This window comes from Pedobacter sp. NJ-S-72 (genome assembly GCF_053890575.1).
The window spans coordinates 4,596,451-4,622,889 of the sequence record NZ_CM132681.1 but is presented as its reverse complement, the minus strand read 5'-3'; the positions used below and the strand labels follow the sequence as shown (position 1 = coordinate 4,622,889).

Sequence of the window (26,439 nt, the reverse complement as noted above, 5' to 3'; positions counted from 1 at the left end):
CTTATTTTTGTAAAATTAAGCAGTTCTAAAACAGGAGTAATTTTTTTTGCTCCTGTTTTTTTATCTTTACATTTATGCAAAACCTACCTCCATTAGCAGAACGCATGCGTCCTCAAAATCTGGACGAATATGTTGGACAACAACATTTGGTAGGACCGGATGCCGTTTTGCGCAAAGCGATACAAAGCGGGCAGCTTCCTTCTATGATTTTCTGGGGCCCTCCCGGAGTCGGAAAAACTACCCTGGCTTATATCATTTCACAAACGCTTGACCGCCCGTTTTTTAATCTGAGTGCGATTAATTCAGGCGTAAAAGACATACGTGACGTAATTGATAAAGCGGCATTATTAAAAGATAGCTTCCTGGGTTTACCAATCTTATTCATTGATGAGATTCACAGATTCAGTAAATCACAACAGGATAGTTTACTGGGGGCGGTAGAACGCGGACTGGTAACTTTAATTGGCGCTACAACAGAAAACCCTTCTTTTGAAGTCATTTCCGCTTTATTATCCCGGAGCCAGGTTTATATCCTTAAATCATTGGATTGACGAAGATGAGCTTTCTGGTTTATTGCAAACAGCTATCCGCGAAGATGTGATTCTCAAAGAGAAGAAAATCACCATTAAGGAACATGAAGCCCTGATCCGCTTATCGGGCGGTGATGCAAGAAAGTTATTAAATGTCCTGGAAATTGCCGTTAATGGTATCGGAGGCGAAAAGATAGTATTAACCAATGAAAATGTATTAAAGCATGCCCAGCAGAACCTCGCCTTATATGATAAAGCAGGTGAACAGCATTATGATATCATCTCTGCTTTTATCAAATCAATCAGGGGAAGTGATCCGAATGCAGCGGTATATTGGCTGGCCAGAATGATTGAAGGCGGAGAAGACCCTTTATTCATCGCAAGGCGATTACTTATCCTTTCTTCCGAAGATATTGGCAATGCCAACCCGAATGCCTTATTACTGGCTAATAACTGTTTCCAGGCAGTGAATGTAATCGGATATCCGGAAGCCCGGATTATCCTTGCTCAGGCCGTTACTTATCTCTGGCGTCATCGGCAAAAAGCAATGCTTCGTATGAAGCCATCAATAATGCACAGCAACTGGTTAAGCAAACTGGTAATTTACCAGTTCCATTACATATCAGAAATGCACCGACCAAACTGATGAAAAACATCGGTTATGGAAAAGATTATAAATATTCTCATGGTTATGAAGGAAATTTCGCTGCTCAGGAGTATTTACCCGATCTGATCAGCGGGACTAAACTTTATGATCCCGGACATAATCCGGCAGAGGATAAACTCAGAGAAAAACTTAAGCAAAACTGGAAAGACAAATACGATTACTAGATAGCCTGTTCAATTGTATCACTATTCTTTCAATTGTGCATGTCCATTGTTTCGATTAGATGTCTCCTTTTTCAAGACAAATTGTACAGAATTGTAGTCAATTTGCGTATATCAAGACAATACTGTGTCAATTATTCACTGGAATTTATGAAAAAATCCTCTCTTAATACGATAAATCACAGAAAACTTACACACTGGCATTACCTTTGAGTAAATGCCCTTATAAACAAATAACTTATTATCATGATTACTTCGAAATTCAAAATAGCTACATTCAGTATAGCGTTATCATTAAGCGCAATGGCTTTTCAAGGCTGTGACAGTTTAACTAAAACACAAAAAGGAGCTGGTATTGGTGCCGCTGCAGGTGGAGTTTTGGGTGCTATTATCGGAAAGAAAGCTGGTAACACTGCAATTGGAGCGATCTTAGGTGGTGCAATTGGTGGTACTGCTGGTGGATTCATCGGAAAACGTATGGACAAACAAGCAGCTGAAATTCAGAATGCTATTCCAAACGCAGAAGTAGTACGTGAAGGTGAAGGTATCATTGTTAAATTTGATAGTGGAATCTTATTTGATTTTGATAGTGCAAACCTAAAAGTGAACGCTAAAGACAATGTAAAATCATTAGCAGGTTCGTTAGAAAAATATCCTGATACTGAAATCAAAGTTATTGGTCATACAGATAGTAAAGGAACTGAAACTTATAACATGAGCCTTTCTGAAAGAAGAGCGGCATCTGTTAAAGCTTACGCAGTTTCACAAGGTGTACCATCATCACGTTTAACTACTGTTGGTAAAGGTTTCTCTGAGCCAATTGCTGATAACGCAACTGACGCTGGAAGAGCTGCTAACCGTAGAGTTGAAATTGTTATCGTTGCTAATGATCAATTGAAAAAACAAGCTCAATCAGCTAACAACTAAAAATATTAAGATCTACCTATTTTAATAACAAAAAAAAGCCGAAGTAATTGTACTTCGGCTTTTTTTATGCGATAAGCTTTTTCATAATATTCGCAATTCATATGATCTCTTAGCGTCTTTCATATATTTATTATTTATTTATAGTAAAAATTTCATTCACGTAATAACGCAGACAGTTCGCATTGAGAAAAATCATGTTGACGTAAAACAAACACATAATAGGATACCATTGATTATTTTCAGGAAAATAAAAAATATCATATTATGAGAATAATAATTTACCAAAAAATTATTAATCGCAGCTATCGTTCTAATAAGCGGATGCGCTAAGGAAAAATTCCACCATGATTCAACAAAAACGGCCAATACAGAATCTATGGAAGTCAAATCAGCAGCAGAACGTGAATATGACTTTCTCGGTTATGGCTATGACGTAACCGGAGAGTATGCAAATCCAAGCGCCGCAAGGTACCTGGTTGTAGATGTTGCTAAATTAAAAAGAGAACACAATACCCGGGTGGATATTGATCCATCCCAATTTAGTTACCCAAAACTTGACGTTGGAGAAAATAGTGAGGATTACACAAAAAACCTAAGTGCAAAATTTGAGGCCTCACTTGGTCTGAAATTATTCACTGGAACAATAAAATCTTCTTATGCTGATTCTAGCAAATTCTCATCAAAATATCTGTATAGCAGTTATGAGAATATTATTCAGCGCAAAGCACTAAAATTCAGTGCGGACAATGAGTTGTTAAGAGAATATCTATCCGCAGCTTTATAGCTGATGCTCAAAAAAGTACGCCTCAAAATATTGTTGCAAGATATGGCACTCACGTTTTATCTAATATTGTTCTTGGTGGAAAAATATCATTTCTTTATCGTTCGGAAACCAAAAATACAGATAGAATTAAAGCCGCAATGGCTGGAATCAATATGCCTTTAGCCAAAATATTTGGAATTACTGCAGACATTAATACAGATTCTAAGGAATCCCTGAAGAATTATAGTCAGTCAATAAATTATAAAACCGTAGGTGGCGATCCAACAATCTCTTTAATCGGACAAATACCTATAGGCAAGGATTTACCAGTAATCAATGTAACTTCCTGGCAGAGTAGTGTGACTATTGAAAATTCACAATTGATCGATATCAGGAGTAATGGATTGATTCCTATTTATGAGTTAATTCCAGATGCTGGTAAAAGGAGCCTGGTTAAAGCATATGTCGAGAAGTATATATTAAACAGCCAGATATCATCTTCGCCAGAACCTATTATCAATTTTACCATAGCGCAGGTAATCATTATACCTCCCCGGATATGGATGCAGTAGATGGTTTTTCAGGCTGGCAGTTCGAAGGAGTCTCTTTTAAAGCACATAGAAGCCAGGTTCCAGGAACAAAACCTGTTTATTTATTTTATCAGAATCCAGGTTTTAATCATCATATTTCAATGGATATTAATGCTGTAAGTGGTCATCCAAACTGGACATACTTAGGAATTTCTTTCTATGCCTACCCAACCCAGGTACCCGGAACAATTCCAATTTACCTATACTACAACCATGCAGCACGTAAGGGTGATCATTTTACAACACCGAATCCAAATCTTGACAGCAGATACTGGTCAAATTACGGGATAGCATTTTATGCTTTTCCTGCTGACTAATAAAAAAAAATATCTCCATAAAAAAAAAGCCGAAGTAATTGTACTTCGGCTTTTTTATGGAGATAGATTTTTTATCCTGTTTTATTGATAGATATCTTCGAAATAATGAATTGCCAGGGATTTCAAGAGTAATTCCTGCTCCATCATTGCAAATGACGGAACCTGCTTTACCAGCTTCCAATGCGGCCATCCGTCCTGATCCAGTCCTTCAAGCTCGTAAAATCCCATTTCACTCATTAAACGACAGGTAGCGATATGCATAAGCTCTTCTTTTTGACGTTTGCTATACTTACCTGGCCCCTTACCGAGTTCCTGAACGCCTATCAAGAATAACATTACCTTTAAATCAGGTATATCTGAATCAAATTCCTGAGCAATTTTTTGCTGTAGAATCTTCCATTTTGCGTTAATTTCTGCGGGCTTCATAAATCAAAGATAAAAAATTGTAAGGCCCCGCTTTATATTTATTCAATAAATACCATGGGTTGGACAGTTTATGACAATATTATTAAAACATCAGGTTTTGGATTTACTAATTTAGTCGTCAAAATATAGATATTGATGAATAAAGTAATCACAACTGGCCTGATGGCTTATGGTATGTCTGTCTGGCAAGATATTTCATGGCCCTTTTCTTACCGCACACCAGGGATTTAAACTCCATGCGGTAACGGAACGTAATCAAAAGAATGCGGAGAAAGATTTCGCAGGAATAATCAGTTATGATAGTATAGAAGACTTATTGAATGATAAAAGCATTGAACTTATTATTATCAACACTCCTAACTATACACATTACGACTATGCTAAACAGGCTTTAAATGCCGGCAAGCATATTTTAGTAGAAAAACCATTTGCGGCAACGTCTGTAGAAGCCATTGAAATATTTGAACTGGCAGAAAGCCTGGGTAAAAAAGTATTTGTTTACCAGAACCGCAGATGGGACAGTGATTTTGTCACCGTAAAAAACATAATTAAAAGTGATAAACTAGGAAAATTATCAGAGGTTCATCTCAGATTTGACAGATATAAGGCCAGTATTGGTGTGAAAAGCTTTAAGGAAGAATCCGGGGTAGCAGCGAGTGGCTTACAATATGACTTAGGCCCGCATTTAATAGATCAGGCGATTAGTCTGTTTGGCCAGCCAGGTTCATTTCATAAAATACTAGGCAGAAACAGGGAAAACACACAGGTAGATGACTTTTTATCAATTCATTTGAGTTATCCTGACAGCTTAAATGTCTTTGTTCATTCAAACATGATGATTACTGACATACAGCCTTCTTTTGTGCTCCACGGAAGAAATGGCAGCTTCATTAAAGAAAGAGCTGATGTACAGGAAGAACAGCTTTTAAAAGGTATCAAACCAAATGAACCTGGCTTTGGAATCGAAGCGAAAGGTAAAGAAGGCAAACTTACACTGATCCATGAAAATGGAGACAGAACAAAACGTCTCATCCCTTCTAAACCAGCAAGCTATATTTCTCTTTTTGAAGCAGTATATCAATCAATGGTCAACGATGAGCCATTTCCTATATTACAGGAAGAAATATTAAAGCAGATTGAAATTCTGGAAGCTGAATAATGACAACTTATATCATCTTACTTGCCGCATTCTTAATTGCGCTGTATTTTATATTCAGAGATAAAAAATCAAAACAGCTTCCTGAAAACACCATTAATGGAGCAGATCAGCAGATATTACTGAATCATGTTGCTTATTATCAAAACCTGGACGCCGTAAACCGAACAAAATTCGAGCAAATGCTCGGAGACTTTTTAAGTTATGTACGCATTGAGGGAATAGACCTGACCCCGGATGCAACTGATCGTTTATTAATCGCATGCAGTGCGATAATTCCGGTCTTTGGATTTGGGCATTGGAAATATCAGAACCTTCACGCAGTAATTTTATACCCTGATACTTTTAATAAAGATTTTCAATTTGAAGGTGGTGACCGCAACATTCTTGGAATGGTAGGTACAGGGTATATGAACGGACAAATGATCCTGTCACGCTCTGCATTATTAGAAGGGTTTTCTATTAGTGCAGATAAGGAAAATACAGCTATCCATGAGTTTGTACACCTGCTGGATAAATCGGATGGATGGTGCAACAGATGGGATCCCTGAAAACCTGATGCCCCATCAGTATATCATCCCCTGGATAAAAATGATCCATCAGGAAATCAATAAAATTGAGGCTGGAAAATCTGATATCAATCCGTATGCGGTAACCAACGAAGCAGAATTTCTTGCCGTAGTTTCAGAGTATTTTTTTGAAAAGCCAGCGCAGTTCAAAGATAAACACCCTGAACTCTACGAAATTCTTTCTGCTACGTTCTCACAAGATCCGGTAAAGAAATAAATTACAAAGCCTGATTTAAACCGGTTTTACAAACCGCCTAATAAGGCAACTGTAAATTCAGTGGGCACTTCCAGATGAGGGATATGCCCGCTGCCATCAAATTCTATCAGCTTGGCATTCGGTATTTTCGCTGCAATCTGTTTTCCCAGCAATTTATACTGACCATGAAGTGCTTGCTCCTGTGGGCTTAATAAGCCTTTTCCTACAATAGTCTTGTCTTCTTTCCCGATAAAGAGAATAGTTGGAAACGTTTAAATTTTGAAATTCATAAACAACAGGTTGTTCATAGATCATCGTAAAAGTCATAGCTGCCACTTTTGCCCATCGCGGGTAATCCGAACTAAAAGTTACACCCGCAGCAATTCTGACCAGTTCATCATATTCTGGTTTCCAAACAGTGAAATAAGAACTCTGATAATATTTTTTGATAGTTTCTGCAGTTGCTTTAAGCTCTGTTTTATATTGATCTTCTGTATTTACATAGGGAACAAAGGCACGGTAGTCTTCCAGGCCAATAGGATTTTCAAGTAATAACTTTTCAGTCGTCTGCGGGTACATTAAAGCGAATCTCGTGGCCAGCATCCCTCCCATGGAATGTCCCAGAATATTTGCTTTCTGAATACCCAGTGTATCTAAAAGTGCTTTATTCCAGCGTGCAAGCTGATGAAAACTATAATGGATATATGGTTTTGAAGATTTACCAAACCCGATCTGATCTGGTACAATTACCCTGAATCCTCTGCTTGTTAGGCTTTAATTACATTTGTCCAGTAATATCCTCCAAAGTTTTTACCATGAAACAAGACTACTGTCCTGCCGTTTGTATTTTGCACAGGAGCGATGTCCATGTAGGCCATACGGATGTCCTGTCCTTCAGTGTGAATAGGGAAGTATTTTACTGGATAAGCGTATTTGACATTCTCTAATGTAATAGACAGTGTATCTGCCTGTTGCGCAGATACGGATAGAGAAGCACAAAATAAAAGGATAGCAGGTAAAAGTAGTTTTCTGAACATATAATTTCGATGATTTAGCCTACAAACAAAACTAGAGGCCGAAAGTTCTAAAACTAACGATTATTTTACAGAAAAACCCCGTTCCTTAAACAGGAAGCGAGGTTTCGTTTCAAACGTGTGTGTGTTTATCGTCTGTTTGTTATTTTTTTAATGTAAATGGAATGTTCACCCCAAATGTGATGTTACGGCCCATATTGTAAATACCAAGGTTTTCATCCTCATCGCTAAGCCTTCCTGGTTTAAAGCGGCTTAAATGATCATAATAAGCTTTGTTCAACAAGTTCTTTCCAGCCAGATAAACTGTGATGTCCTGATTCTTGCTTAATTTTAAAGTTGTTCCAACCGACGCATTTAACAAAGTATAACCTGAGGTTGGTTGCTCAAAACTATCAATCTTGGTTTGTTTAAAGTAATTATCAATTCCTACAGAAACATAAGAATGTGAAGTTCCGGCTATAGTCGGCTCAAAACGCAATTCATTATGTAAAGTTGCCGCCGGGATAAATGGAAGTGATTGTTTAGTTGTGCGGTTAGTTGCCCTGGTATAAGAGAATCCGTTTTCGAAATGGATAAAACTAACCGGATGTAAGGTTAAGGATGCCTCTATACCACGCAAAAAAGCATTATCCTGTACAAAGTTATATACTGGAAAATCTCTGTCATCCACCTTTTTGGTAGTTCCGTCAGTATTATAATAAATATAATCATTGATATAATTAGCGAAACCCACCTAAACTAGCACTTTACATATTGATTCTGATAATCAAAGGAAGCATCAAACTGGTAACTCTGCTCTGGCTTAAGGTTTGGATTACCTACTTCGTACCGGAATACGCCTTCGTGTACACCATTAGAGGCTAATTCTGCAATGTTCGGTGCTCTGAAAGCACTTCCGGCATTAGCTTTAAAACTAAAAGCTTCATTAAATTCGTGGGTATAACCCAAGGCTCCGGTAATATGAGAGAATTTATTGCTGAATGCGGGATAATCTGAATCACCATGAAATTCTTTCCCGGTCATTTTTCTATAGTCAAAGCGAATACCTGCATTAAAGGTATCATCGTCCCAAGTTTTTTTAACGAAAGCAAAACCACCAAATGCCTGGGTATCAAAATCAGGAATTAACTGTTCTTTTCCTGTAGTATTTAAACTATGGATATATTCTCCGGAAACACCAACAACTGGTGCCCAGCCATTTATTTCTTTAAGGGAATATTTCAGGTCATAACTATAATATAGCTGTTCAGGAACAAATCAGGACCTTCTCCTGCTGTACCCAGCTCTCTGCGTAAATTATGCTGATAACCTAAAGTGGCTTTCAAACTACCTTCACCTAAAAGGATATTACTGTTTAAAGCTAATTTATAGTGACGAACATCCTGTTTAGGATAAGCAAGCGTTCTGTCTTTATTTTGTGCATCTGTAAATGGCTGATCATCCTCTCCTACCAACTGACCGGTTTCATTCCTTTTAGGTTCATAAAAGCCAATATTTGTACGGAAAACGGAAGCATCCAAATGCGCATATCCCCATTTTTTATTTAATCCGACCTGTCCTTCAAAATTGGTTTCGTTGAAACCAGAATTAGGTACGTATTCTGTAGGCGTTTTATAAGAGTAAGCATTTTTATAAGATCCGCGGGCTTTGTAAATGAACCCATTTTCATTACCCTGAAGCATTAATGAACTTCCTGACATTCCATTATTGGTCGCGTAATTGGTTAAAAACTCACCTCTTAAGGTTCCTTCTGGTGCAGGTAATCCATCAAGGATATTAATTACCCCACCCAATGCGTCCGAACCATACATTAAACTTGCCGGGCCTCTTAAAACCTCTACACGGTCTGCACTGTACTGGTCAATCTCAATTCCATGTTCATCTCCCCATTGTTGCCCTTGTTGCTTTACTCCATCGCTCAGCGTAACTACTCTGTTATAGCTCAGACCCCGGATAACTGGTTTGGAAATCGCAGGGCCTGTAGTGATTTGAGACACTCCTGGTACACGCGAAATCGCATCCATCAGGTTTGTAGAAGGGCGGTATAATAAGTCAGCCTTACTAACAGTCGTTACTGAAGTACTGTTCTTACGGTTGTCAGAGCTGGAAGCCGACCCCGTAATCACCACTTCTCTGCCTTCGATAACACTTGGCTCTAGAGCAAACTCCAATTTCCCCGGATTAGCTAAGTCTATAGATTGCGTGATTGTTCTATAGCCTATATAGCTGATCTGAACAGAAAGCGTCCGTGTGCTGGTGCATTCTTGAAAGTAAATTCCCCGTTTTGATTAGTAATAGCTGAGGTGCGCAAATCAGGAATAGTGATTGAAGCACCTGGCAATGGTAATTTAGTTTGAGCGTCAATAATTTTGCCTTTGAATTCAGCGATATCAGCAGCGAATGCGCTGGTGAAACTAAAAGCGGATAGTAGTACAACTAATAATAGATGTATCTTTTTCATATTCCCTATATTTTTTTTGGTTATGAAGCTTTGATGAGCAGAAAAGCTCATTCAGGTTTCATAAATGTGTGTGTCTTTTTGAATAAAATCGCATATATCTGTACGAGTATAACCCAGTTCAGCTATATCAATAAATTAAAATGTTCTTAGAAAATCAGGCTATAGGGGGCCCGCGAAGAGAAGTACTGATTAATGCAGTATAAGCAAATCCTGTCAAAGCATAGTTTTTTTTTCGATTGCTTTGCTTTCAAGCTTTGCCTGATAAGCTATTGCAACAACAGTATAATAATCCTTTTCAAAATGTGCAGAACAGATCAGACAATTATGTCTTTCGCTGCCAACATGCACTTTATGCATACATTCTTTACCACTTTTTGCGCAATAGTCTGACTGCTCTTCATGATGATGAAGAGAGCTCCACGGTGTCAGTGCAATGGCAAATACCCAAAGCAGTAACGTTGCGAAAATCCGGTTGATATGTAAACGTCTATTGTTCAATTAAAGACAAAAGTAATCAAATCTGCACAATTCGGGTAATTTTCACGTAACAATGCTTTTATATGGCCCAAAACAGCATAGAATAGCGTTTTAGCTCTAAAACAAAAAGATATGTCATCCGAATGCTTTTATTCATTCAAAAGATGATCCATTATAGTTATGAGAAAACTATTCCAGGTTATAAACCGTTAATTATAGAAAAGATATGGCAACGTCTCAACAAATCAGAACTGCTTACATCGATTATGTATTAACGCAGGACGAAAAACCTAAGTCTGTTTATAGTTTTGCAAAAAAACTAAAGATTACAGAAGCTGAGTTCTATGAATTCTATGGTTCTTTTGAAAGCATTGAAAAAATGGTCTGGGTTGACCTTACGGTGGAAACTATTGGTGCTATCGAACAACAAGAGGTTTGGGCACAGTATTCTTCGAGAGATAGAATGCTTTCATTTTTCTACAGCTATGTTGAATTGTTAAAAAAACACAGAAGCTTTATTGTTTATAGTCTTAAAAACCATAAAGACAGATTTGCTACTCCGCAGGTATTATCTGGCGTAAAACCTGTTTTTGAAAACTTCGCAGAAGGACTGATCAATGAGGGCCTGGAAAGTGGCGAACTGGCAGACCGGAAGTTCTTCTCTAAGCGTTATAAAGATGCACTTTGGATTCAGTATGCTTTTATCATCAATTTCTGGGTTAATGATGATAGTGCTGAATTTGAAAAAACAGATGAAGCTATTGAAAAAGGTATCAATGTGACTTTTGATTTATTTCAGCGTTCTCCTATTGATAACCTGTTAGAATATGGAAAGTTCTTATCCAGAAATGGAAAATTCGCAGAAAACAGGAGCAACCAATAACATGGCAGAACAGAACAGTATTCCCGTAACTAAAACAGAACGGTCTGCCAAATTTGTTAAAACTGGTTTTCAGATTGGCGGAAACTATATTAAGCATTATTCTAAAAAACTGTTTAATCCGCAATTAGGCAGGGATGAACTCAATGAGGACAATGCAACTGATATTTACAAGTCCCTGAGTGAACTTAAAGGCAGTGCTTTGAAAATTGCACAAATGCTGAGTATGGATAAAAACATCCTTCCCAAATCATATGTTGACAAGTTCACACAATCTCAATATAATGCACCGCCACTATCAGGCCCGCTGATTGTAAGGACATTTACGAAGAGTTTCGGTAAAACTCCAGAGGTTATTTATGATAAATTCAACCTTGTTTCTACCAATGCGGCTTCTATAGGACAGGTTCATGAGGCAGAGCTGAATGGAAAAAAACTTGCCGTTAAAATTCAATATCCCGGAGTCGGGGATAGTATCTCTTCAGATCTGAAATTAGTAAAGCCTTTTGCCTTTCGTTTATTGGGGATGAACGAGAAAGAACTCAACATCTACATTAAAGAGGTTGAGGAAAGGTTACTGGAAGAAACTGATTATGAACTGGAGGTTCGCCGTTCTATTGAAATTACTGAGGCTTGTAAGGATTTAAACAACGTGGTGTTTCCAACTTACTACCCTGAACTTTCAGGCAAACGGGTCATCACCATGGACTGGATTAATGGTCTTCATTTAAAAGAATTCCTGTTGACTAATCCGCCACAAGAGCTGAGAAATAAAATCGGTCAGGCCTTATGGGATTTTTATAATTTCCAGCAGCATGAGCTGAGAGCTGTACATGCAGATCCTCATCCGGGGAATTTTATGATTACGCCTGATGAAAAATTAGGGGTAATAGATTTCGGCTGTATCAAAGAAATGCCTGATGATTTTTATCAGCCTTTCTTCTCGCTGATTTCATCGGATATTATCAATGATAAAAAGAAAACTATTGAAGCTTTCAGGAAACTGGAAATGATACATGCAGATGATACCCCGGCACAGCTGGAATTTTATTATAAAGCGTATCTGGAAATGATACAGTTATTTGCCAAACCTTATACAAGCAAAATCTTTGACTTTAGTCAGCCAGAGTTCTTTGCTCAGTTATATGCTTATGGGGAGAAAATCGCTAAAACACCCGAGTTTAAACAAGCAAGAGGTGTAAAAAACACTTCATTTATATAAACCGTACTAATTTCGGCTTATACACAATTCTGCATGAATTAAAGGCTACAGTGAAAACAGACACTTACAATCCGCATATCAGCTAATTTCCTACTAAACGGGCAAATTGCTATCTATAACAAAGACAGAGGTATAGTCGCCACAACTATACCTCTGTAACCTAAAAACTTGTATATAAGACGTAAATGAACTGAAAAGGTTTCAATGAGATTGAAACTATTTTTTAACATTTCAACATGTTTCCTATTATTATTAGGAAAACATCATTTATCATCAAATAGTGACTAAACAAAACAGCCGGAACTTAACCCAGGTGTTTTGTTTAATCATTAGTTTACCGGGAAAGCATAGAAATAAACTCCCCAGTTTTTCCAGTATGAATCATTTCCAGGCCATGTTGAGAAAAGCCAGTCTTTATTGCCATGACTTGTATTTGCATAAATTGGAACAGAACCGGGAACCTGCGTATTAAATGCATAAAATGCAACTTTTTGATATCTCCAGTAATTGTTCTGCGTTGGTGACTGGTTATACAGATAATCATATGGAGACCACTCTCCGCTTTTATTGTAACCGATATATTCATAGATAGGCACTGTACCTGCAATTTGTTTTTTATAAGCTTTAAAGGCTGTTCCGGTTCTTTTGAACCCACCCGGAATGACTCCGTCGATAGATAAATAATTTACACCACCTGGACCACTTGAATGCATATTATAAACAGAAGCTGTAACAGCTGATAATTCAGAATAACAGTCTGATGAGTAATAATCTCCATTGATCAGAGTTTTATAGATACCGTGATCTTTAGCGTTTCTCAATTTATAGGCAATGATTTCACCCCTTGAATCTGGTCCCAGATTACCACTATTCACAACATAATCATGGAAAGCCTGAACACCGTTTATCGTTTTTGCCGCATCAGTAGATGATCCGCCAACAATAGTCCCACTTATTGTCATGTTGTCCATCACTTCTTTATGTTCCTCAGAAACACTGGCTCCGCCTCCAATTTTCCAGAAGGCAAACGATGCTTCAAGAGCTTTTTGGACGCGAGTAGAATCGAAAGAACTTTCCATAAGTAAATACGCACTTCTTCCATAATCAATTGTGGAAATATACACCGGAGCTACGGTACCATCAAAATTAGCCGGCTTATTAAACAAGTTGCCATCTGCAGGAATATTAATATCCGCAGAGAAGAATTTCTGGTATATTTTCAATAGATAATAACTTCTTGTACTAGTTGAACTTTCATTGTAGTTTGCTACAGAACTGAAGAATGATCCAATCTTTAGATTAGCACCAATCTTCATTTCTATTTCTCTTCTGGAACGTGCATGAACCAATTCAAATGTAAAGTTGGCAGGCTGCTGACCAACAATATATGAATTCATAACTTCTTGCATAGAATTCCTAAAACTAGCCAGATCGGGATTGATAGTTTTAATGATTGGACTATTAGACCCCTGAATAGAAACAGAGTAGGTAATAGGCTTACGTACATAGTCAGATGGCAAAAACAATGGCTTATAGGTCCCGTTTTGGATACTTGCCCCGTCCATCAATGACCCCACATACATAATATCAGTAGAAGGATCCAGCACAGATAACTTATCAAATTCTGTAGATTGAGTGTGCAACACAGGAGCACAGTCTCCAGTAGCATCCATTCTGGTTAAACCACTTTTCTTTTTATCTGACTCAGCGGATTTAGAAGTTTCTGGAGTTTTAAGGTCCTTAAACTGATTCAGTTCATTAGTTATTTTTTGTCCTTCCGGACTCTCTTGTAATTTTTCATTCTTCTTACAGGCATTAAGAAGAACTACTGATAACAGCAATGATGATACTAGTTTTTTTTTTCATATTCATATTTTAGTAAAACGCAAAGAAATGAAAAAAAAATATCTTTATAGTATTTTAAATTTATTTAATTGAATTTAAAAAAACAACCTTAAAACAATATAAATTTCATATAAAGAATTTAAATACCAAAAACAAACATTAATGATAAAAATAAATTAAAAAAATAAAAACACACTCATACACAGCATGTTTCTTTTACAGAAAAACAACATATCAAAATCCAGTGTACAGAATAATACATATATTAGTGTAGCTAAAACCCAAACGCTAATCACAACCTAAAAACCTATGAAGACCAACGAAGACCTCATTCATCATTTTTATACTTGTTTTTCAAAAACAAGGATATTAAAGGCATGCAGGATTGTTACGCCGATAATGCGACCTTCAATGATGAGGCATTTAGAAATCTGGATGCTGCACAGGTTCGCAGTATGTGGGAAATGCTTATTAAAAGCGGAAAAGATATGCGTGTCGAATATAATCACGTGAAAGCAAATGAGGAAACAGGCTCTGCAGAATGGGTGGCACATTATACTTTTTCAGCTACAGGAAAAAAGGTAGTCAACAGGATTAACGCATCCTTTGTATTCGAAAATGGAAAAATAGTGAAGCATGTAGACAGCTTCAGCTTTTATAAATGGTCCAGTCAGGCCCTGGGTTTACCTGGAATATTGTTAGGCTGGACAGATTTTCTGAAAAATAAGATCCGTAAGCGGGCCGCTGAAAATCTTCGTTTATATATTACTGCCCGTGCTTAATCATGGTTAAACATTATGCCTGGCTTTTTTGTTATTATTAATAAATCTCAATTATGAACCCGACATGATTAAAATAATTATTTAATCATGTCGGGTTCATCTAACAGAAAAAAAACAATAAATAAATTAAGATGAAACCAGTTCTTACAATTGTTATGACACTTATCGTATCCGGTTCCTTCGCACAGCTCAAACCTGTAGCTTATAAAGATGGTACGCAAAAATTAACGGGTCTTGTGGTTATGCCGGCTAAGGCGACACAGAAAAAAAAAGGAATACTAATCCTTCCGGCATGGAAAGGAATAGATAACAATGCGAAAGAAGCTGCAGCTAAATTAGGTGAACAAGGTTATTATGCTTTTATAGCAGATATATATGGGGAGGGTAACTACCCTAAAGACGCAAAAGAAGCTGGCCAGCAATCAAGTCATTATAAAAAGGACGTTGCAGCATATCAGCAAAGAATTAAGCTTGCTATGGAACAGCTTGTCAAAGCAGGTGCTGATCCTTCAAGAATTATAATTATCGGCTATTGCTTTGGTGGCACAGGGGCATTGGAGGCCGCAAGAGCTAATTTCCCTGTCAGAGGTGTGGTTTCTATTCACGGTGGCCTGGCTCAATATGCAGGAGAAAGAGCTTCTGTGATCATTAAGCCCAAATTATTGATCTTACATGGCGCAGATGATCCAACGATGACTCCGGAACAGGTATTAGGTTTCCAGCAGGAAATGAGAACTGCTAAAGCTGACTGGCAAATGATTGAGTACGCAAATGCTGTACATGCATTTACTGACCGTGAAGCTGGCAATTCCAATTCAAAAGGCTCAGCTTACAATGAACTGGCCGCGAAAAGATCATGGAAACATATGTTATTATTCTTCGATGAAATATTAGCCAGTTAACTGGCTGATATTTCTGCTTTAAGTATTTCTATAATGGCTGCTGCTGTGATTTTTTGTTGCTCACCTGTATGCATATTTTTGAAGGTCAGTATACCACTCTGCAATTCATCACTTCCTATTAATATTACATAAGGAATAGATTTAGCATCTGCATAACCCATTTGTTTTTTTTTTAGTTTAGCCGCAGAAGGATAAAGTTCTGCAGCAATGTCTGCATCTCTTAGTTGCTGCAGTAATGGCAAAGCATAAAGCTCTGACTCTGCATCAAAATTGCTGATCAGCACCTTTGTCCCGGCAGCGGCTGATTCAGGGAACAGATTCAACTCCTGTAAAACATCATAAATACGGTCAGCTCCGAAAGAGATACCCACCCCTGTCAACCCCTTTAATCCGAACATTCCGGTAAGATCGTCATAGCGACCACCTCCGCAGATACTTCCCATTGCTGCTTCATTTGTTTTTACTTCAAATATACAACCGGTATAGTAGTTTAAACCGCGGGCCAATGTAATGTCCAGTTCCAGATCCGGCTGTCTCAGACCGCTGTTTTTTAACAGTCCCTGTACATAAGCAAATACGCTTTCAATTTCTGCTATTCCTTTTAATCCAACTTCAGAACTTGCTAAAACTTCTTTTAACCTGCCTAGTTTCTCTGCATTGGTACCTTCTAATAAGATTACAGGTTTTAATCTTGTAATATCGTCTTCGGTAAACCCTCTTTCCAGCAATTCTTTGGTTACCCCATCAAAGCCGATCTTATCCAGTTTATCTATGGCAACAGTCATATCGATAATCAATTCTGGTTTCCCGATAATTTCGGCGATTCCTGAAAGAATTTTCCTGTTGTTTATTTTAATGGTGAAATCGGTCATCCCTAAATTACACAGAGCTTCCTGATAGATCAGTACAAATTCTGCTTCATTCAATAAACTCTCAGAACCTACTACATCTACGTCACATTGATAAAATTCACGGTAACGTCCTTTTTGAGGCCTGTCAGCTCTCCATACAGGCTGGATCTGGAAACGTTTGAACGGAAGAGAAATGTCATTCTGGTGCATGACTACGTAGCGTGCGAAGGGCACAGTTAAGTCATAACGCAATGCTTTCTCACTAATCGACGAAATCAGTGCATTAGAATTTAATGTACTTAAATGAGCTGCATTAGCTTTAGCTTTAGAAAAACTCCTGAATTTAAAATCTTAAAAATCAGTTTATCTCCTTCATCCCCATACTTACCTGTCAGCGTAGAAAGATTTTCCATCGCTGGGGTCTGTATTTCAGCGTAACCATATTTCTTAAATACCTTTTTAATAGTATCGAATATGTAATTACGTTTCACCATTTCCTGAGGTGAAAAATCACGGGTTCCTTTTGCTAAAGACGGTTTAATGTTTGACATGGGGGCAAAAGTACAAAAAGTACAACGCATAAAAAAAGCTGCCGAAGCAGCTTTTTAAATATTTCAATATTATTAAACCAATAATCTTACTGGTTCTTCTAATAATGCTTTGAATGTTTGTAAGAATGCAGCACCTGTAGCACCATCAACCGTACGGTGATCACAGCTCAATGTAACTTTCATTACATTTCCAGGAACAACAGCACCATTTTTAACTACTGGTACTTGTGAAATCCCGCCAACAGCAAGGATACAAGAATCAGGTGTATTAATAATAGCTGTAAATTCATCAATACCGAACATACCTAAGTTAGATACAGTGAAAGTTGAACCTTCCCAGTCCGAAGGCTGAAGTTTTTTAGCTTTTGCACGTTGTGCGAAATCTTTAACCTCAGCTGAGATACGCGATAATGATTTTCCGTCAGCAAAACGTACTACAGGAACCAATAATCCATCTTCAACTGCAATTGCTACACCAACGTTAACATGCTCATTGTAACGGATTTTATCACCTAACCATGAAGAATTAACATTTGGATGTTGTTTTAAGGCAACAGCAACCGCTTTGATCACTAAATCATTGAATGATAATTTAACCGGAGAAAATTCATTCATCTTCACACGTGCAGCCATAGCAGCATCCATATCAATACTCATAGTAAGATAGAAGTGTGGTGCAGTGAATAAGCTTTCAGATAATCTTTTCGCGATTACTTTGCGCATTTGAGAAACTGGTTTCTCCGTATATTTTTCTTCTCCGATATATTGAGCAAGAACAGGAGCGGTTTCTCAGCAGATGCAGGTGCTGAAGCAGCTTCTGTACCTTTTGCCGGAGCAGCAACTGGTTTAAAGTTTTCGATATCTTTTTTAATGATACGGCCACCATCAGCACTACCTGCAACCTGTGCAAGGTCTATACCTTTTTCTTTTGCAATTCTTTTTGCTAAAGGAGATGCTTTCAGGCGTGAACCATCAGCAGTATGTTGTTCTTCATGTGCTTCTGCAGGAGCAGCAGCTTCTTTAACAGGAGCATCAGCTTTATCCGCAGCAGGTTTTGCCGGAGCATCACCCTGACTTAGTATCCCGCTGATATCAAATCCTTCCGGACCTACAATCGCGATAATACCATTTACTTTAGCAGCAGCACCTTTTTCTACACCAATATGTAATAAAGTTCCATCTGCATAACCCATTACTTCCATAGTCGCCTTATCAGTTTCTACATCAGCCAGGATATCATCATTTTTAATTTTATCACCTACTTTTTTATGCCATTCAGCAATTACGCCTTCAGTCATCGTATCGCTTAACAAAGGCATCCGTACTACGGTAACACCTTGTTTCTCCAGATCAGCATCAGTTACCGCAGCTCCTTTTGATTCAGCTTTAGGAGCTTCTTCAGCAGGTTTTGTTTCTGCAGCTTTTTCCTCTTTTGCCGGTGCAACTGCACCTTCTGCATCAAGAGCAGCTTTATAATCTTCGCCTTCTTTACCAATAACTGCAATTACAGCATCAACAGGAACAGCTTTTCCTTCTTCTACACCAATAAAAAGGATGGTGCCATCCCAGTAGGATTCCAGATCCATAGTCGCCTTATCGGTTTCTACTTCTGCCAGAACATCTCCACTTTTAACTTTATCGCCAACTTTTTTATGCCACTTCGCCATTACCCCTTCGGTCATGGTGTCGCTCATTTTGGGCATCTTAACTACTTCAGCCATTCTATAATATCAATTGAAAATAGGTTGTAAAATTAATCTTGGATATATGGATATAGTCTTGTTGTACATAAACATCAGTATATAATTCTGATGCCTCTGGCCATGGTGACTCTTCAGCAAATTTCACAGACTCATCCACGATCTGTTTCACTTTAGCTTCAATTTCTTCGATCCAGGCTTGATCAGCATACTTTTCTTTAAGAATAGTTTCTCTTACTGATTCAATTGGATCTTTAGCTTTATATTCTTCTAATTCATCTTTAGTACGATATTTAGCCGGGTCAGACATTGAATGTCCACGGTAACGGTAAGTTCTCATTTCTAAGAATGTTGGTCCTTCACCATTACGTGCACGCTGAGCAGCTTCGTCCATTGCATTGTGAACAGCAACAGGATCCATTCCGTCAACCGGAGCACATGGCATATCAAACCCTAAACCGATTTTATATAGATCTAACATATTAGTAGTACGCTCTACAGAAGTTCCCATTGCGTAACCATTGTTCTCACAAACAAAGATTACCGGAAGTTTCCATAACATGGCCATATTAAAGGCTTCATTCATTCAGTGCGCCCTGACGAACAGCACCATCACCCATATAACAAACGTTCAGATTTTTAGTTCCTTTAAATTTTTCAGCAAATGCGATACCTGCACCTAATGGTATTTGTCCACCCACAATTCCGTGACCACCATAAAAATTATGTTCTTTGCTAAACATGTGCATTGAACCACCTTTACCTTTGGAACAGCCTGTAGCTTTACCGTACATCTCTGCCATGATACTGTTTGCACTTACACCTTTCGCCAAAGCATGAGCGTGATCACGATAAGCAGTGATCATAGAATCTTCAGGTTGTAATGCAGAAATCGCTCCGGCAACCACAGCCTCCTGACCGATGTATAGATGACAAAAACCACGGATTTTCTGTTGTCCGTAAAGTTGACCAGTTTTCTCTTCGAATTTACGCATTAGTAACATCGACTCAAACCACTTCAGATAGGTATCCTTATTAATTTCTACTGCACTCATTTTTGGCTATTGATTTTTATTTATGAGAGAGAGCAAATCTACTTTTTTATTGTAATATATCGAAGGATTACTGTAAAATGGATGTGATCAATGACCGTAAAATGTTAATAAGTCACACAATTCATCAAAATACATTTGGATAACATATCTTATTTACATAGTTTTGACAACCTGACAATAAGCCTTAGCTGGTGTACGTTTAAGTGCAAGTACCTTTTACCCAAACTTAATAGTGTAACATGATAAAAAGATTTTTGTTTTCTGCCCTTATTGCTTTGTGCAGCGTAACTGCTTTAAACGCACAAACTAAAACAAAAGAAACCAACAAATTAGAGGATCCTGACAACTTAGCTTCCCAATATTTCTCCCAGGTAATGGGTATCGCAGTCGACGCGACATCAAACGTTAAACTCTACAAATTCATCTATGAATGGATAGGAACTCCTTACCGGTTTGGAGGAAATACCAAGAAAGGAATTGATTGTTCAGCGTTTACAAAGGCGATCTACGATAAAGTTTTCAACACTACATTGTTAAGAAATTCAAGAGACATCTTCAGCATGGTAGACCCACTACCTAAAGATGAACTAAAAGAAGGAGACTTAGTTTTCTTTAAAATCAGAAGTACAAGAATTACACATATAGGAATTTATTTAGGCGATAACCGCTTTGCACACGCTTCATCTTCAAGAGGTGTCGTGATCAGCAATCTGAACGAGCCTTACTATTCGCGCTTCTTTTATAAGGGTGGCCGGATCTTAGAATCTGCTAAAAAAGACCTGATCGAAGAATAATATCTTCAGTTCAAATAAACATACGATCCTTCTAGATTTTTTTTTTTTTAGAAGGATTTTTTTATGCAATAGATATACAGAAAACAAATTATACCAATGAAACTTAAAATAACAGGCTTTATTCTTCTTACTGCAATCACAAGCCTTATCCTGTTAAGTTGTACAGGTAACATTAATATGGCTGCCGAACAGACGACAGCAAAAGAGACAAAAAGAGATACGACTTTAAGACCAAAGAAGGATACGCGCTTACTATTACAGCAGTTGGTGATATCATGCTGGGCTCTGCTTATCCTTCAAAATCTAACCTTCCTTCAGATGACGCGGTTGGCAGTTTCAAAAATGTAGCTTCTTTTTTAAAGGGGGATATCGTATTCGGTAATCTGGAGGGATGTTTCCTGAACTCAGGAAAATCTACGAAATGCAAGGATACCATAGGGAATAGCTGTTTTGCTTTCAGAATGCCGGAGCGTTATGCGGGTATTTATAAAGAAGCAGGGTTCAATTTATTGAGCGTAGCCAATAATCATGTGGGAGATTTCGGATGGAAAGGAAGAAAACGCAGTGCAGCTATACTGGATTCTCTGGATATTAAATATGCTGGTTTAACTTCTCATCCTTATACAATTTTTGAAAAAGATAGTGTTAAATATGGTTTTTGTGCCTTTGCTCCTAATGAAAACACGGTTTCGATTAACCAGGTAGACAGCGCGAAACAGTTAGTTGCTTTCCTTAAAAAACAGGTAGATATATCGTGATCGTTTCTTTTCATGGTGGTGGTGAGGGTGCAAGGTTTGAGCATGTACCAAGAGCAAATGAGATCTTTTATAAGGAAAACCGGGGAAATGTTTATGCTTTCTCTCATGCGGTAATAGATGCAGGTGCAGATATTGTATTAGGACAGGGGCCTCATGTTACACGTGCAGTTGAGGTTTATAAGAACAAGTTCATAGCATACAGCCTGGGTAATTTTTGCACTTATGGCATGTTCAGTTTAAAGGGGCCAAATGGTTTTGCCCCTCTTTTAACGATTAAAATCAATGGTAAAGGAGATTTTCTGTATGCCGATGTAGTTTCTGTTAAGCAGGATAAGGTTCATAGGCTTACATTGGATACAGCGCAAACTGCTTTCAAAAAGATAATCTCTTTAACAGCAGCAGATTTTCCTGGCCATAATCTAAAATTTACTGACCAGAAGATCCGGATGAAGGATTAAGCTTCATCTTTTGTGTTTTTAATCAGACCTATACCTGAGAAAAAAAGAATATTATACTGATTACTGCTGAAACTAAAAGTTCACGCGTCATCATCGTATGCTTTACAAATCCAATACCAGCATAGATCAGACCGATAATGCCAAGGATAGTTAAAATTGTACCAAAAATTCTTTTTACGTTCATAATGATTAGGTTAATTCAAATCTTCTTATACAATATCTGTGCCCGGAGTCTTTAAACACCAGAAGATTTGCATTTGATAGTTATTGCGTATCTTGAGAAAGTTTAACTTATTTAATTACTAATCATGAATTACGCCATGTACATTTTTTTCTTCTTTGTCCTCATCGTGCTTTTTAGCTCTTTTGTAACGGTAAAGCAAGGTACAATTGCTGTTGTTACAGTCTTTGGGAAATACAGACGCCAGCTGAGACCTGGACTAAATTTTAAAATTCCTCTTGTTGAAGTTATTCACTCCAGAATTTCAATTCAGAACCGTTCGGTAGAGTTATCTTTTCAAGCAGTAACCCAGGATCATCAGGCCAATGTGTATTTCAAGGCCATGCTATTGTATTCGGTACTGAATCATGATGAGGAAACCATTAAGAATGTGGCTTTTAAATTCGTCGATGCGACAAACTTAATGCAAGCACTGATCCGCACTATTGAAGGCTCTATCAGGGCTTATGTAGCAACGCAGAATCAGGCTAATGTTCTAGCTCAGCGAAATGAGATTGTTATGCATGTGAAGGAACAGATTGATATCGTATTGGAGTCGTGGGGTTATCATTTGCAGGACCTGCAATTGAATGATATTACTTTTGATGATGAAATTATGCGCTCTATGAGCCGCGTAGTAGCGTCAAATAACCTTAAGGCCGCAGCTGAGAATGAAGGACAGGCTTTATTAATTACTAAAACCAAAGGGGCCGAGGCTGACGGTAATGCGATTAAAATTGCAGCGGCAGCTGAACGCGAAGCTGCGCAATTGCGCGGACAGGGTATTGCATTATTCAGAGCAGAAGTTGCTCATGGTATGATGATAAAGCTGCTCAGGAAATGGAAGAAGCAAACCTGGATATTTCAGTAATCCTGTTTACGATGTGGACTGAATCTATTAAGCATTTTGCTGAGAATAGCGATGGTAATGTGATTTTCCTTGACGGTTCTACTGACGGGATGAACAAAACAATGAAAGAAATGATGGCGATGCAATTCCAGAAGCCTAAAAATTAATCAGGAATATAGCTTAACAAAAAGGCCCTTCTCTCGATTTGAGAAGGGCCTTTTTTTATTTCTATGTTATATTTGTTTACTAAGACAATTGCTGTCTTAATATTGCTATTTCTTTACCTGGATATAATCTCCCATAACTCTTAAGCTCTCGTCCTGGAAGAAGTCAAAATCTTCCTTCTTGTTGATCTTATCACCTTTTTTAACCGCTGGCAGACCTCTTGAAGCTCTGAGCTTATTTGTCTTTTCTAAAGATTTGGCTTCCAGACTGTCTCTTTCTAATTTCAATTTGGCTTCATTCAGTGTTACTGATGTTTCCAAATCACGTTTTTTCATGTCAGCAATTCCCTGAATCAGAATTTTATAATCTAATGATTTCTCCATTCTTGCTTCGTGAAGTTTGATCAGCTCTGGTTTAACTGATGCTAAATTAGCAACTGGTACGAAGTTAGATTTCTGAACTTCATCCCATGGCAATGCCGATGTTTCTGTATCCTCACCGATCTTATCCATCGGATAGAATGATGGTAAAGTAATATCTGGCATTACTCCTTTATGCTGGGTACTGCTGCCGTTTACACGGTAGAACTTAGCCATAGTTAAGTTGATTTGTCCTAACTGGGGAGTGTCTTTTCCTCCTTTGATAGCCAAACCAGACCCAGGGGCTCCTTTCTGCACAAGACTTGCCAGACGTTGAAGGATTGATGGATTAACAAGCTTATTTAAGTCAATAGAGGACTGAACAGTACCTTTACCATAAGTTTGTGTACCGATAATAATTCCTCTTCCGTAATCCTGTATCGCACCGGCAAAGATCTCAGATGCTGAAGCACTCAAACGGTCAACCATTACACCGAAAGGCCCGTCCCAGGCAACACCCGGATGTTCGTCATTACTAACTTCTACATTACCTTTTAAATCCTTAACCTGAACAACCGGACCTTTATCAATAAATAATCCCGTCAGATCAATTGCTTCCAGTAAAGAACCGCCTCCATTAGCACGAAGATCCATTACGATAGCATCTACTTTATCTTTATTTTTCAGGGTATCAATTAATAGCTTTACGTCGCGTGTTGTACTTTTATAGTTTGGATCACCAGCATTGGCTGCTTTAAAATCAGCATAAAATGCAGGTACACTAATGATACCTATTTTATAGGTTTTGCCATTGGATTCGATCGTTTTTACTTCTTTTTTAGCAGACTGATCTTCCATTACGATCTTCTCTCTGGTCATTTCAACAATGATTGGCTTAGAAGACATATCCTGACCTACAGGAATGATTTTCAATCTTACTTTAGTGCCTTTAGGGCCTTTGATTTTTGCTACAGAGTTATCAATTCTCCAACCGATAATATCTTCAAACTCACCTGTCGCCTGTCCAACAGCAATAATCCGGTCTCCTGAATTTAATTGTTTACTCTTGAAAGCTGGTCCACCAGGAATGATTTCTGAAATTTTAAGGATGTCATTCTCTAATTGCAGACGAGCACCAATTCCTTCAAATGAACGCGCCATGTCTTCGTTAAACTGAACCGCTTTAGCTGGATTAAAATAATTAGTGTGCGGATCAATAGTTTCTGTAAAAGCATCCATGATCATCTGGAATACATCCTGATTATTCAATTTAGAAGACTGCGACTTCAGACTCTGATACCTTTTAGTTAAAGTTTCTACATTTTTTACCTCAGGTGTACCTGCAATTTTTAAATTGATCAGTTCGTACTTTACTCTCTTTTTCCATATGTCATTTAACGCTGATGTAGAAGTTACCCATGGCATTTTCTCTCTGTCAAAAACATAGGTTCATTCTGGTTAAAATCGTATTTGTCTTTGATATGAGCCATCGCATAATTCAGAGTTTCATTATATCTTTTAGAATAAACGTTGAAAATATAAAACGGAGCACTTAAATCTCCTGCTCTGAAAGCATCATCCAGAGTAGTTCTGAATTGTTCGAAATCTTTAATATCTGAAGCCAGGAAATAGCTTCTGTATGGATCCAGGGCCTTGATATATTTGTCAAGTACGAGAGATGAAATAGAATCATTTACTGTTAATTTCTTATAGTTATAGTTTTCTATCAGTGCAACGATTTCCTTGCATACCAAACTCTGTTGCTCATCAGGCTTAATATTAGGGATACCTTCAACCAGCTGCTGTGGTTTTGGTGCGGCAGAGCAAGCGAGTACAGCTGCAGTGAAGGTTACCAGTAATATTCTTTTTAACATCTCTTTAAATAATTTAAAATCCATTTTTATATTAACAACCAATATGATACCAATTTCTCAAATAAACAGAAAAGAAGAGACAGCATAATACTGTCTCTTTTCTGTAATCTTTACCAAATATAATTAAATACTGTATAATGCGATCCAACATCACAATTAAAATACATGCTAAAACCCACGTAAACAGCATTTTCAGCTTAAATAAATTTGCTTGATTTTATTTTAAATTGCTCTTTTTTTCAGCAATAGAGGTTCTTGCCTGCTTAAACTGCCCGTTAAACTGATTAATCTTTGACGTTTTAGCCAATAATTCAGCCCGGTTAATATCTTTTAAAGCAAGTGAAAATTCTTTTTTTCTCATTTTCACCTGTACAAGACCCAGAATAGAGTCAATATAAGCTGAATTATTATTAACCTGTTTCGCCAAAATTCCCTGCTGGGTAAAAAACCACATCGACTGTGTAAGCTTGTTTGATGCCAGATAAATTTTCCCCAATTGATTGTAGGAGGCCATTTGCCCAACCCTGTTTCCAAAACGGGAATAGGTTTTAAGTGCAACGTTTAAAGTAACTTTGTTCGCTTCTGTATAATGCTCCATTAAATAATGAACATTACTTAACCTTAAGAGAGAAGCACCATAACGGGAAAAGTTTTTAGAGTTGTTATACTCAAAAGCAGCTTTTCCAAACAGGGTTACGGCGTCGTTCAAATCGCCGCTCTTTTCATTCTTTTCAGCCTGTTCAAAATAAAAATCACCATCCGCTCCGGATACAGCAATAGTGATCGAGCCATTGCTTGAAAGTGGTTCCTGCTGAACAAAAGTATTTGTTTGTGCCATTGCTGTTCCCGAAAACACAAGACATAGCAAAGCGAAACAGAGTTTATACATATTACAAATA

General features: G+C 37.8%; 32 protein-coding genes and 4 pseudogenes. 19 read left to right on the top strand and 17 right to left on the bottom strand.

Going from position 1 to position 26,439, the window contains the following annotated elements; all coding sequences use genetic code 11:
- Nucleotides 1-74: 74 nt before the first annotated feature.
- The 7 genes from ACWYN3_RS30585 (at nucleotide 75) to ACWYN3_RS30555 (ending at nucleotide 3,955) form a co-directional block, all read left to right on the top strand.
- On the top strand, nucleotides 75-551 hold the full coding sequence (locus tag ACWYN3_RS30585) for an AAA family ATPase (protein ID WP_456217675.1): 477 nt from the start codon (nucleotides 75-77) through the stop codon (nucleotides 549-551).
- The gene (locus ACWYN3_RS30580) at nucleotides 490-1,176 is read left to right on the top strand and encodes an AAA family ATPase (protein ID WP_456217674.1); all 687 of its coding nucleotides are present in this window, start codon (nucleotides 490-492) and stop codon (nucleotides 1,174-1,176) included. The genes ACWYN3_RS30585 and ACWYN3_RS30580 overlap by 62 nt, the downstream gene beginning before the upstream one ends.
- Entirely contained in the window at nucleotides 1,095-1,361 is a 267-nt protein-coding gene (locus tag ACWYN3_RS30575) for an AAA family ATPase (RefSeq protein WP_456223206.1), read from the top strand. The genes ACWYN3_RS30580 and ACWYN3_RS30575 overlap by 82 nt, the downstream gene beginning before the upstream one ends.
- Nucleotides 1,362-1,604: 243 nt before the next feature.
- Entirely contained in the window at nucleotides 1,605-2,285 is a 681-nt protein-coding gene (locus tag ACWYN3_RS30570; RefSeq protein WP_456217673.1) for an OmpA family protein, read from the top strand.
- A gap of 376 nt (nucleotides 2,286-2,661) precedes the next feature.
- A complete protein-coding gene (locus ACWYN3_RS30565; RefSeq protein ID WP_456217672.1) occupies nucleotides 2,662-3,069 on the top strand; it encodes a hypothetical protein in 408 nt (135 codons plus the stop codon).
- A complete protein-coding gene (locus tag ACWYN3_RS30560; protein WP_456223205.1) occupies nucleotides 3,048-3,620 on the top strand; it encodes an MAC/perforin domain-containing protein in 573 nt (190 codons plus the stop codon). The genes ACWYN3_RS30565 and ACWYN3_RS30560 overlap by 22 nt, the downstream gene beginning before the upstream one ends.
- Nucleotides 3,608-3,955 carry a hypothetical protein gene (locus ACWYN3_RS30555; RefSeq protein ID WP_456217671.1) on the top strand — a complete coding sequence of 116 codons (348 nt, stop codon included), beginning with the start codon at nucleotides 3,608-3,610 and terminating at the stop codon, nucleotides 3,953-3,955. The genes ACWYN3_RS30560 and ACWYN3_RS30555 overlap by 13 nt, the downstream gene beginning before the upstream one ends.
- An 81-nt stretch (nucleotides 3,956-4,036) precedes the next feature.
- Here the strand turns inward: ACWYN3_RS30555 and ACWYN3_RS30550 are convergent, their stop codons facing one another.
- Nucleotides 4,037-4,381 carry a hypothetical protein gene (locus tag ACWYN3_RS30550; RefSeq protein ID WP_456217670.1) on the bottom strand — a complete coding sequence of 115 codons (345 nt, stop codon included), beginning with the start codon at nucleotides 4,379-4,381 and terminating at the stop codon, nucleotides 4,037-4,039.
- A 169-nt stretch (nucleotides 4,382-4,550) separates the two neighbouring features.
- Here ACWYN3_RS30550 and ACWYN3_RS30545 point away from each other — a divergent pair, with 169 nt between their 5' ends.
- The 3 genes from ACWYN3_RS30545 to ACWYN3_RS30535 are packed head-to-tail and all read left to right on the top strand — an operon-like array spanning nucleotide 4,551 to nucleotide 6,323.
- Complete coding sequence (locus ACWYN3_RS30545) at nucleotides 4,551-5,540, top strand: Gfo/Idh/MocA family oxidoreductase (protein WP_456217669.1); 990 nt, start codon at nucleotides 4,551-4,553, stop codon at nucleotides 5,538-5,540.
- Complete coding sequence (locus ACWYN3_RS30540) at nucleotides 5,540-6,088, top strand: zinc-dependent peptidase (protein WP_456217668.1); 549 nt, start codon at nucleotides 5,540-5,542, stop codon at nucleotides 6,086-6,088. The genes ACWYN3_RS30545 and ACWYN3_RS30540 overlap by 1 nt, the downstream gene beginning before the upstream one ends.
- The gene (locus tag ACWYN3_RS30535; protein ID WP_456217667.1) at nucleotides 6,060-6,323 is read left to right on the top strand and encodes a zinc-dependent peptidase; all 264 of its coding nucleotides are present in this window, start codon (nucleotides 6,060-6,062) and stop codon (nucleotides 6,321-6,323) included. The genes ACWYN3_RS30540 and ACWYN3_RS30535 overlap by 29 nt, the downstream gene beginning before the upstream one ends.
- A gap of 26 nt (nucleotides 6,324-6,349) precedes the next feature.
- Here the strand turns inward: ACWYN3_RS30535 and ACWYN3_RS30530 are convergent, their stop codons facing one another.
- The 8 genes from ACWYN3_RS30530 to ACWYN3_RS30495 all read right to left on the bottom strand — a co-directional run bounded on the left by ACWYN3_RS30530 (nucleotide 6,350) and on the right by ACWYN3_RS30495 (nucleotide 10,295).
- Nucleotides 6,350-6,475: an alpha/beta fold hydrolase gene (locus ACWYN3_RS30530; protein ID WP_456217666.1), complete on the bottom strand. Its 126-nt coding sequence runs from the start codon at nucleotides 6,473-6,475 to the stop codon at nucleotides 6,350-6,352.
- Nucleotide 6,476: 1 nt separating this feature from the next.
- Nucleotides 6,477-7,034, bottom strand: coding sequence for an alpha/beta fold hydrolase (locus ACWYN3_RS30525; RefSeq protein ID WP_456223204.1), 558 nt, complete (start codon nucleotides 7,032-7,034; stop codon nucleotides 6,477-6,479).
- Nucleotides 7,035-7,069: 35 nt separating this feature from the next.
- Nucleotides 7,070-7,339, bottom strand: a complete 270-nt coding sequence (locus ACWYN3_RS30520; protein WP_456217665.1) for a hypothetical protein — start codon at nucleotides 7,337-7,339, stop codon at nucleotides 7,070-7,072.
- Between the two features lie 139 nt (nucleotides 7,340-7,478).
- A complete protein-coding gene (locus tag ACWYN3_RS30515; RefSeq protein ID WP_456217664.1) occupies nucleotides 7,479-8,069 on the bottom strand; it encodes a hypothetical protein in 591 nt (196 codons plus the stop codon).
- A 5-nt stretch (nucleotides 8,070-8,074) separates the two neighbouring features.
- Entirely contained in the window at nucleotides 8,075-8,461 is a 387-nt protein-coding gene (locus tag ACWYN3_RS30510) for a TonB-dependent receptor domain-containing protein (protein ID WP_456223203.1), read from the bottom strand.
- 95 nt (nucleotides 8,462-8,556) lie between these two features.
- Nucleotides 8,557-9,507, bottom strand: coding sequence for a TonB-dependent receptor plug domain-containing protein (locus ACWYN3_RS30505; RefSeq protein ID WP_456217663.1), 951 nt, complete (start codon nucleotides 9,505-9,507; stop codon nucleotides 8,557-8,559).
- A 47-nt stretch (nucleotides 9,508-9,554) separates the two neighbouring features.
- Entirely contained in the window at nucleotides 9,555-9,797 is a 243-nt protein-coding gene (locus ACWYN3_RS30500; protein WP_456217662.1) for a carboxypeptidase-like regulatory domain-containing protein, read from the bottom strand.
- A 213-nt stretch (nucleotides 9,798-10,010) separates the two neighbouring features.
- Nucleotides 10,011-10,295, bottom strand: coding sequence for a hypothetical protein (locus tag ACWYN3_RS30495; protein ID WP_456217661.1), 285 nt, complete (start codon nucleotides 10,293-10,295; stop codon nucleotides 10,011-10,013).
- 205 nt (nucleotides 10,296-10,500) lie between these two features.
- On the opposite strand from ACWYN3_RS30495, the gene ACWYN3_RS30490 reads away from it, so the two are divergent.
- Entirely contained in the window at nucleotides 10,501-11,157 is a 657-nt protein-coding gene (locus ACWYN3_RS30490) for a TetR family transcriptional regulator C-terminal domain-containing protein (protein ID WP_456217660.1), read from the top strand.
- Entirely contained in the window at nucleotides 11,123-12,376 is a 1,254-nt protein-coding gene (locus tag ACWYN3_RS30485) for an ABC1 kinase family protein (RefSeq protein WP_456217659.1), read from the top strand. The genes ACWYN3_RS30490 and ACWYN3_RS30485 overlap by 35 nt, the downstream gene beginning before the upstream one ends.
- A 329-nt stretch (nucleotides 12,377-12,705) precedes the next feature.
- On the opposite strand, the gene ACWYN3_RS30480 is transcribed toward ACWYN3_RS30485, so the two are convergent.
- Nucleotides 12,706-14,217: a thiol-activated cytolysin family protein gene (locus ACWYN3_RS30480; protein WP_456217658.1), complete on the bottom strand. Its 1,512-nt coding sequence runs from the start codon at nucleotides 14,215-14,217 to the stop codon at nucleotides 12,706-12,708.
- Between the two features lie 381 nt (nucleotides 14,218-14,598).
- Here ACWYN3_RS30480 and ACWYN3_RS30475 point away from each other — a divergent pair, with 381 nt between their 5' ends.
- Both ACWYN3_RS30475 and ACWYN3_RS30470 read left to right on the top strand, forming a co-directional pair.
- Nucleotides 14,599-15,003, top strand: a complete 405-nt coding sequence (locus ACWYN3_RS30475) for a nuclear transport factor 2 family protein (protein ID WP_456217657.1) — start codon at nucleotides 14,599-14,601, stop codon at nucleotides 15,001-15,003.
- 131 nt (nucleotides 15,004-15,134) lie between these two features.
- Entirely contained in the window at nucleotides 15,135-15,905 is a 771-nt protein-coding gene (locus tag ACWYN3_RS30470) for a dienelactone hydrolase family protein (RefSeq protein WP_456217656.1), read from the top strand.
- Here ACWYN3_RS30470 and hisS read toward each other — a convergent pair.
- From hisS to pdhA, 3 pseudogenes are all read right to left on the bottom strand, one after another.
- Nucleotides 15,902-17,307, bottom strand: a pseudogene (hisS, locus tag ACWYN3_RS30465) (histidine--tRNA ligase). The gene ACWYN3_RS30470 and the pseudogene hisS sit on opposite strands and share 4 nt — an antisense overlap.
- Nucleotides 17,308-17,379: 72 nt before the next feature.
- Nucleotides 17,380-19,028, bottom strand: a pseudogene (locus ACWYN3_RS30460) (2-oxo acid dehydrogenase subunit E2).
- Between the two features lies 1 nt (nucleotide 19,029).
- Nucleotides 19,030-20,062: pseudogene (pdhA, locus tag ACWYN3_RS30455) on the bottom strand (pyruvate dehydrogenase (acetyl-transferring) E1 component subunit alpha).
- A 239-nt stretch (nucleotides 20,063-20,301) separates the two neighbouring features.
- Between pdhA and ACWYN3_RS30450 the strand changes: the two are divergent.
- The 3 genes from ACWYN3_RS30450 to ACWYN3_RS30440 all read left to right on the top strand — a co-directional run bounded on the left by ACWYN3_RS30450 (nucleotide 20,302) and on the right by ACWYN3_RS30440 (nucleotide 22,072).
- On the top strand, nucleotides 20,302-20,856 hold the full coding sequence (locus tag ACWYN3_RS30450; protein ID WP_456217655.1) for a C40 family peptidase: 555 nt from the start codon (nucleotides 20,302-20,304) through the stop codon (nucleotides 20,854-20,856).
- A 275-nt stretch (nucleotides 20,857-21,131) separates the two neighbouring features.
- Nucleotides 21,132-21,614 (top strand): CapA family protein, encoded by a 483-nt coding sequence (locus tag ACWYN3_RS30445; RefSeq protein ID WP_456217654.1) that lies wholly within the window; start codon nucleotides 21,132-21,134, stop codon nucleotides 21,612-21,614.
- On the top strand, nucleotides 21,611-22,072 hold the full coding sequence (locus tag ACWYN3_RS30440) for a CapA family protein (RefSeq protein ID WP_456217653.1): 462 nt from the start codon (nucleotides 21,611-21,613) through the stop codon (nucleotides 22,070-22,072). The genes ACWYN3_RS30445 and ACWYN3_RS30440 overlap by 4 nt, the downstream gene beginning before the upstream one ends.
- A gap of 28 nt (nucleotides 22,073-22,100) precedes the next feature.
- Here ACWYN3_RS30440 and ACWYN3_RS30435 read toward each other — a convergent pair whose 3' ends face one another.
- On the bottom strand, nucleotides 22,101-22,256 hold the full coding sequence (locus ACWYN3_RS30435) for a hypothetical protein (protein ID WP_456217652.1): 156 nt from the start codon (nucleotides 22,254-22,256) through the stop codon (nucleotides 22,101-22,103).
- A 124-nt stretch (nucleotides 22,257-22,380) separates the two neighbouring features.
- Between ACWYN3_RS30435 and ACWYN3_RS30430 the strand changes: the two genes are divergently transcribed.
- Both ACWYN3_RS30430 and ACWYN3_RS30425 read left to right on the top strand, forming a co-directional pair.
- Nucleotides 22,381-23,163, top strand: coding sequence for an SPFH domain-containing protein (locus ACWYN3_RS30430; RefSeq protein WP_456217651.1), 783 nt, complete (start codon nucleotides 22,381-22,383; stop codon nucleotides 23,161-23,163).
- Entirely contained in the window at nucleotides 23,133-23,309 is a 177-nt protein-coding gene (locus ACWYN3_RS30425) for a hypothetical protein (RefSeq protein ID WP_456217650.1), read from the top strand. The genes ACWYN3_RS30430 and ACWYN3_RS30425 overlap by 31 nt, the downstream gene beginning before the upstream one ends.
- Before the next feature lie 105 nt (nucleotides 23,310-23,414).
- Here the strand turns inward: ACWYN3_RS30425 and ACWYN3_RS30420 are convergent, their stop codons facing one another.
- From ACWYN3_RS30420 to ACWYN3_RS30410, 3 genes and pseudogenes are all read right to left on the bottom strand, one after another.
- Nucleotides 23,415-23,819: a carboxy terminal-processing peptidase gene (locus ACWYN3_RS30420; RefSeq protein ID WP_456223202.1), complete on the bottom strand. Its 405-nt coding sequence runs from the start codon at nucleotides 23,817-23,819 to the stop codon at nucleotides 23,415-23,417.
- Between the two features lie 12 nt (nucleotides 23,820-23,831).
- Nucleotides 23,832-25,540, bottom strand: a pseudogene (locus ACWYN3_RS30415) (S41 family peptidase); the annotation flags it as partial.
- 217 nt (nucleotides 25,541-25,757) lie between these two features.
- Nucleotides 25,758-26,429 (bottom strand): hypothetical protein, encoded by a 672-nt coding sequence (locus ACWYN3_RS30410; protein ID WP_456217649.1) that lies wholly within the window; start codon nucleotides 26,427-26,429, stop codon nucleotides 25,758-25,760.
- Nucleotides 26,430-26,439: the final 10 nt, after the last annotated feature.

What these genes read in the sequence shown, in the direction of transcription:
- ACWYN3_RS30540 (WP_456217668.1), top strand. Translation starts at nt 5,540, where the DNA reads ATGACAACTTATATCATCTTACTTGCCGCATTCTTAATTGCGCTGTAT.
- ACWYN3_RS30410 (WP_456217649.1), bottom strand. Translation starts at nt 26,429, where the DNA reads ATGTATAAACTCTGTTTCGCTTTGCTATGTCTTGTGTTTTCGGGAACA.
- ACWYN3_RS30570 (WP_456217673.1), top strand. Translation starts at nt 1,605, where the DNA reads ATGATTACTTCGAAATTCAAAATAGCTACATTCAGTATAGCGTTATCA.
- ACWYN3_RS30585 (WP_456217675.1), top strand. Translation starts at nt 75, where the DNA reads ATGCAAAACCTACCTCCATTAGCAGAACGCATGCGTCCTCAAAATCTG.
- ACWYN3_RS30450 (WP_456217655.1), top strand. Translation starts at nt 20,302, where the DNA reads ATGATAAAAAGATTTTTGTTTTCTGCCCTTATTGCTTTGTGCAGCGTA.
- ACWYN3_RS30545 (WP_456217669.1), top strand. Translation starts at nt 4,551, where the DNA reads ATGGTATGTCTGTCTGGCAAGATATTTCATGGCCCTTTTCTTACCGCA.
- ACWYN3_RS30555 (WP_456217671.1), top strand. Translation starts at nt 3,608, where the DNA reads ATGGATGCAGTAGATGGTTTTTCAGGCTGGCAGTTCGAAGGAGTCTCT.
- ACWYN3_RS30520 (WP_456217665.1), bottom strand. Translation starts at nt 7,339, where the DNA reads ATGTTCAGAAAACTACTTTTACCTGCTATCCTTTTATTTTGTGCTTCT.
- ACWYN3_RS30550 (WP_456217670.1), bottom strand. Translation starts at nt 4,381, where the DNA reads ATGAAGCCCGCAGAAATTAACGCAAAATGGAAGATTCTACAGCAAAAA.
- ACWYN3_RS30535 (WP_456217667.1), top strand. Translation starts at nt 6,060, where the DNA reads ATGGATGGTGCAACAGATGGGATCCCTGAAAACCTGATGCCCCATCAG.
- ACWYN3_RS30425 (WP_456217650.1), top strand. Translation starts at nt 23,133, where the DNA reads ATGGAAGAAGCAAACCTGGATATTTCAGTAATCCTGTTTACGATGTGG.
- ACWYN3_RS30420 (WP_456223202.1), bottom strand. Translation starts at nt 23,819, where the DNA reads ATGGATAAGATCGGTGAGGATACAGAAACATCGGCATTGCCATGGGAT.
- ACWYN3_RS30435 (WP_456217652.1), bottom strand. Translation starts at nt 22,256, where the DNA reads ATGAACGTAAAAAGAATTTTTGGTACAATTTTAACTATCCTTGGCATT.
- ACWYN3_RS30445 (WP_456217654.1), top strand. Translation starts at nt 21,132, where the DNA reads ATGCTGGGCTCTGCTTATCCTTCAAAATCTAACCTTCCTTCAGATGAC.
- ACWYN3_RS30485 (WP_456217659.1), top strand. Translation starts at nt 11,123, where the DNA reads ATGGAAAATTCGCAGAAAACAGGAGCAACCAATAACATGGCAGAACAG.
- ACWYN3_RS30500 (WP_456217662.1), bottom strand. Translation starts at nt 9,797, where the DNA reads ATGAAAAAGATACATCTATTATTAGTTGTACTACTATCCGCTTTTAGT.
- ACWYN3_RS30565 (WP_456217672.1), top strand. Translation starts at nt 2,662, where the DNA reads ATGGAAGTCAAATCAGCAGCAGAACGTGAATATGACTTTCTCGGTTAT.
- ACWYN3_RS30475 (WP_456217657.1), top strand. Translation starts at nt 14,599, where the DNA reads ATGCAGGATTGTTACGCCGATAATGCGACCTTCAATGATGAGGCATTT.
- ACWYN3_RS30490 (WP_456217660.1), top strand. Translation starts at nt 10,501, where the DNA reads ATGGCAACGTCTCAACAAATCAGAACTGCTTACATCGATTATGTATTA.
- ACWYN3_RS30470 (WP_456217656.1), top strand. Translation starts at nt 15,135, where the DNA reads ATGAAACCAGTTCTTACAATTGTTATGACACTTATCGTATCCGGTTCC.
- ACWYN3_RS30430 (WP_456217651.1), top strand. Translation starts at nt 22,381, where the DNA reads ATGAATTACGCCATGTACATTTTTTTCTTCTTTGTCCTCATCGTGCTT.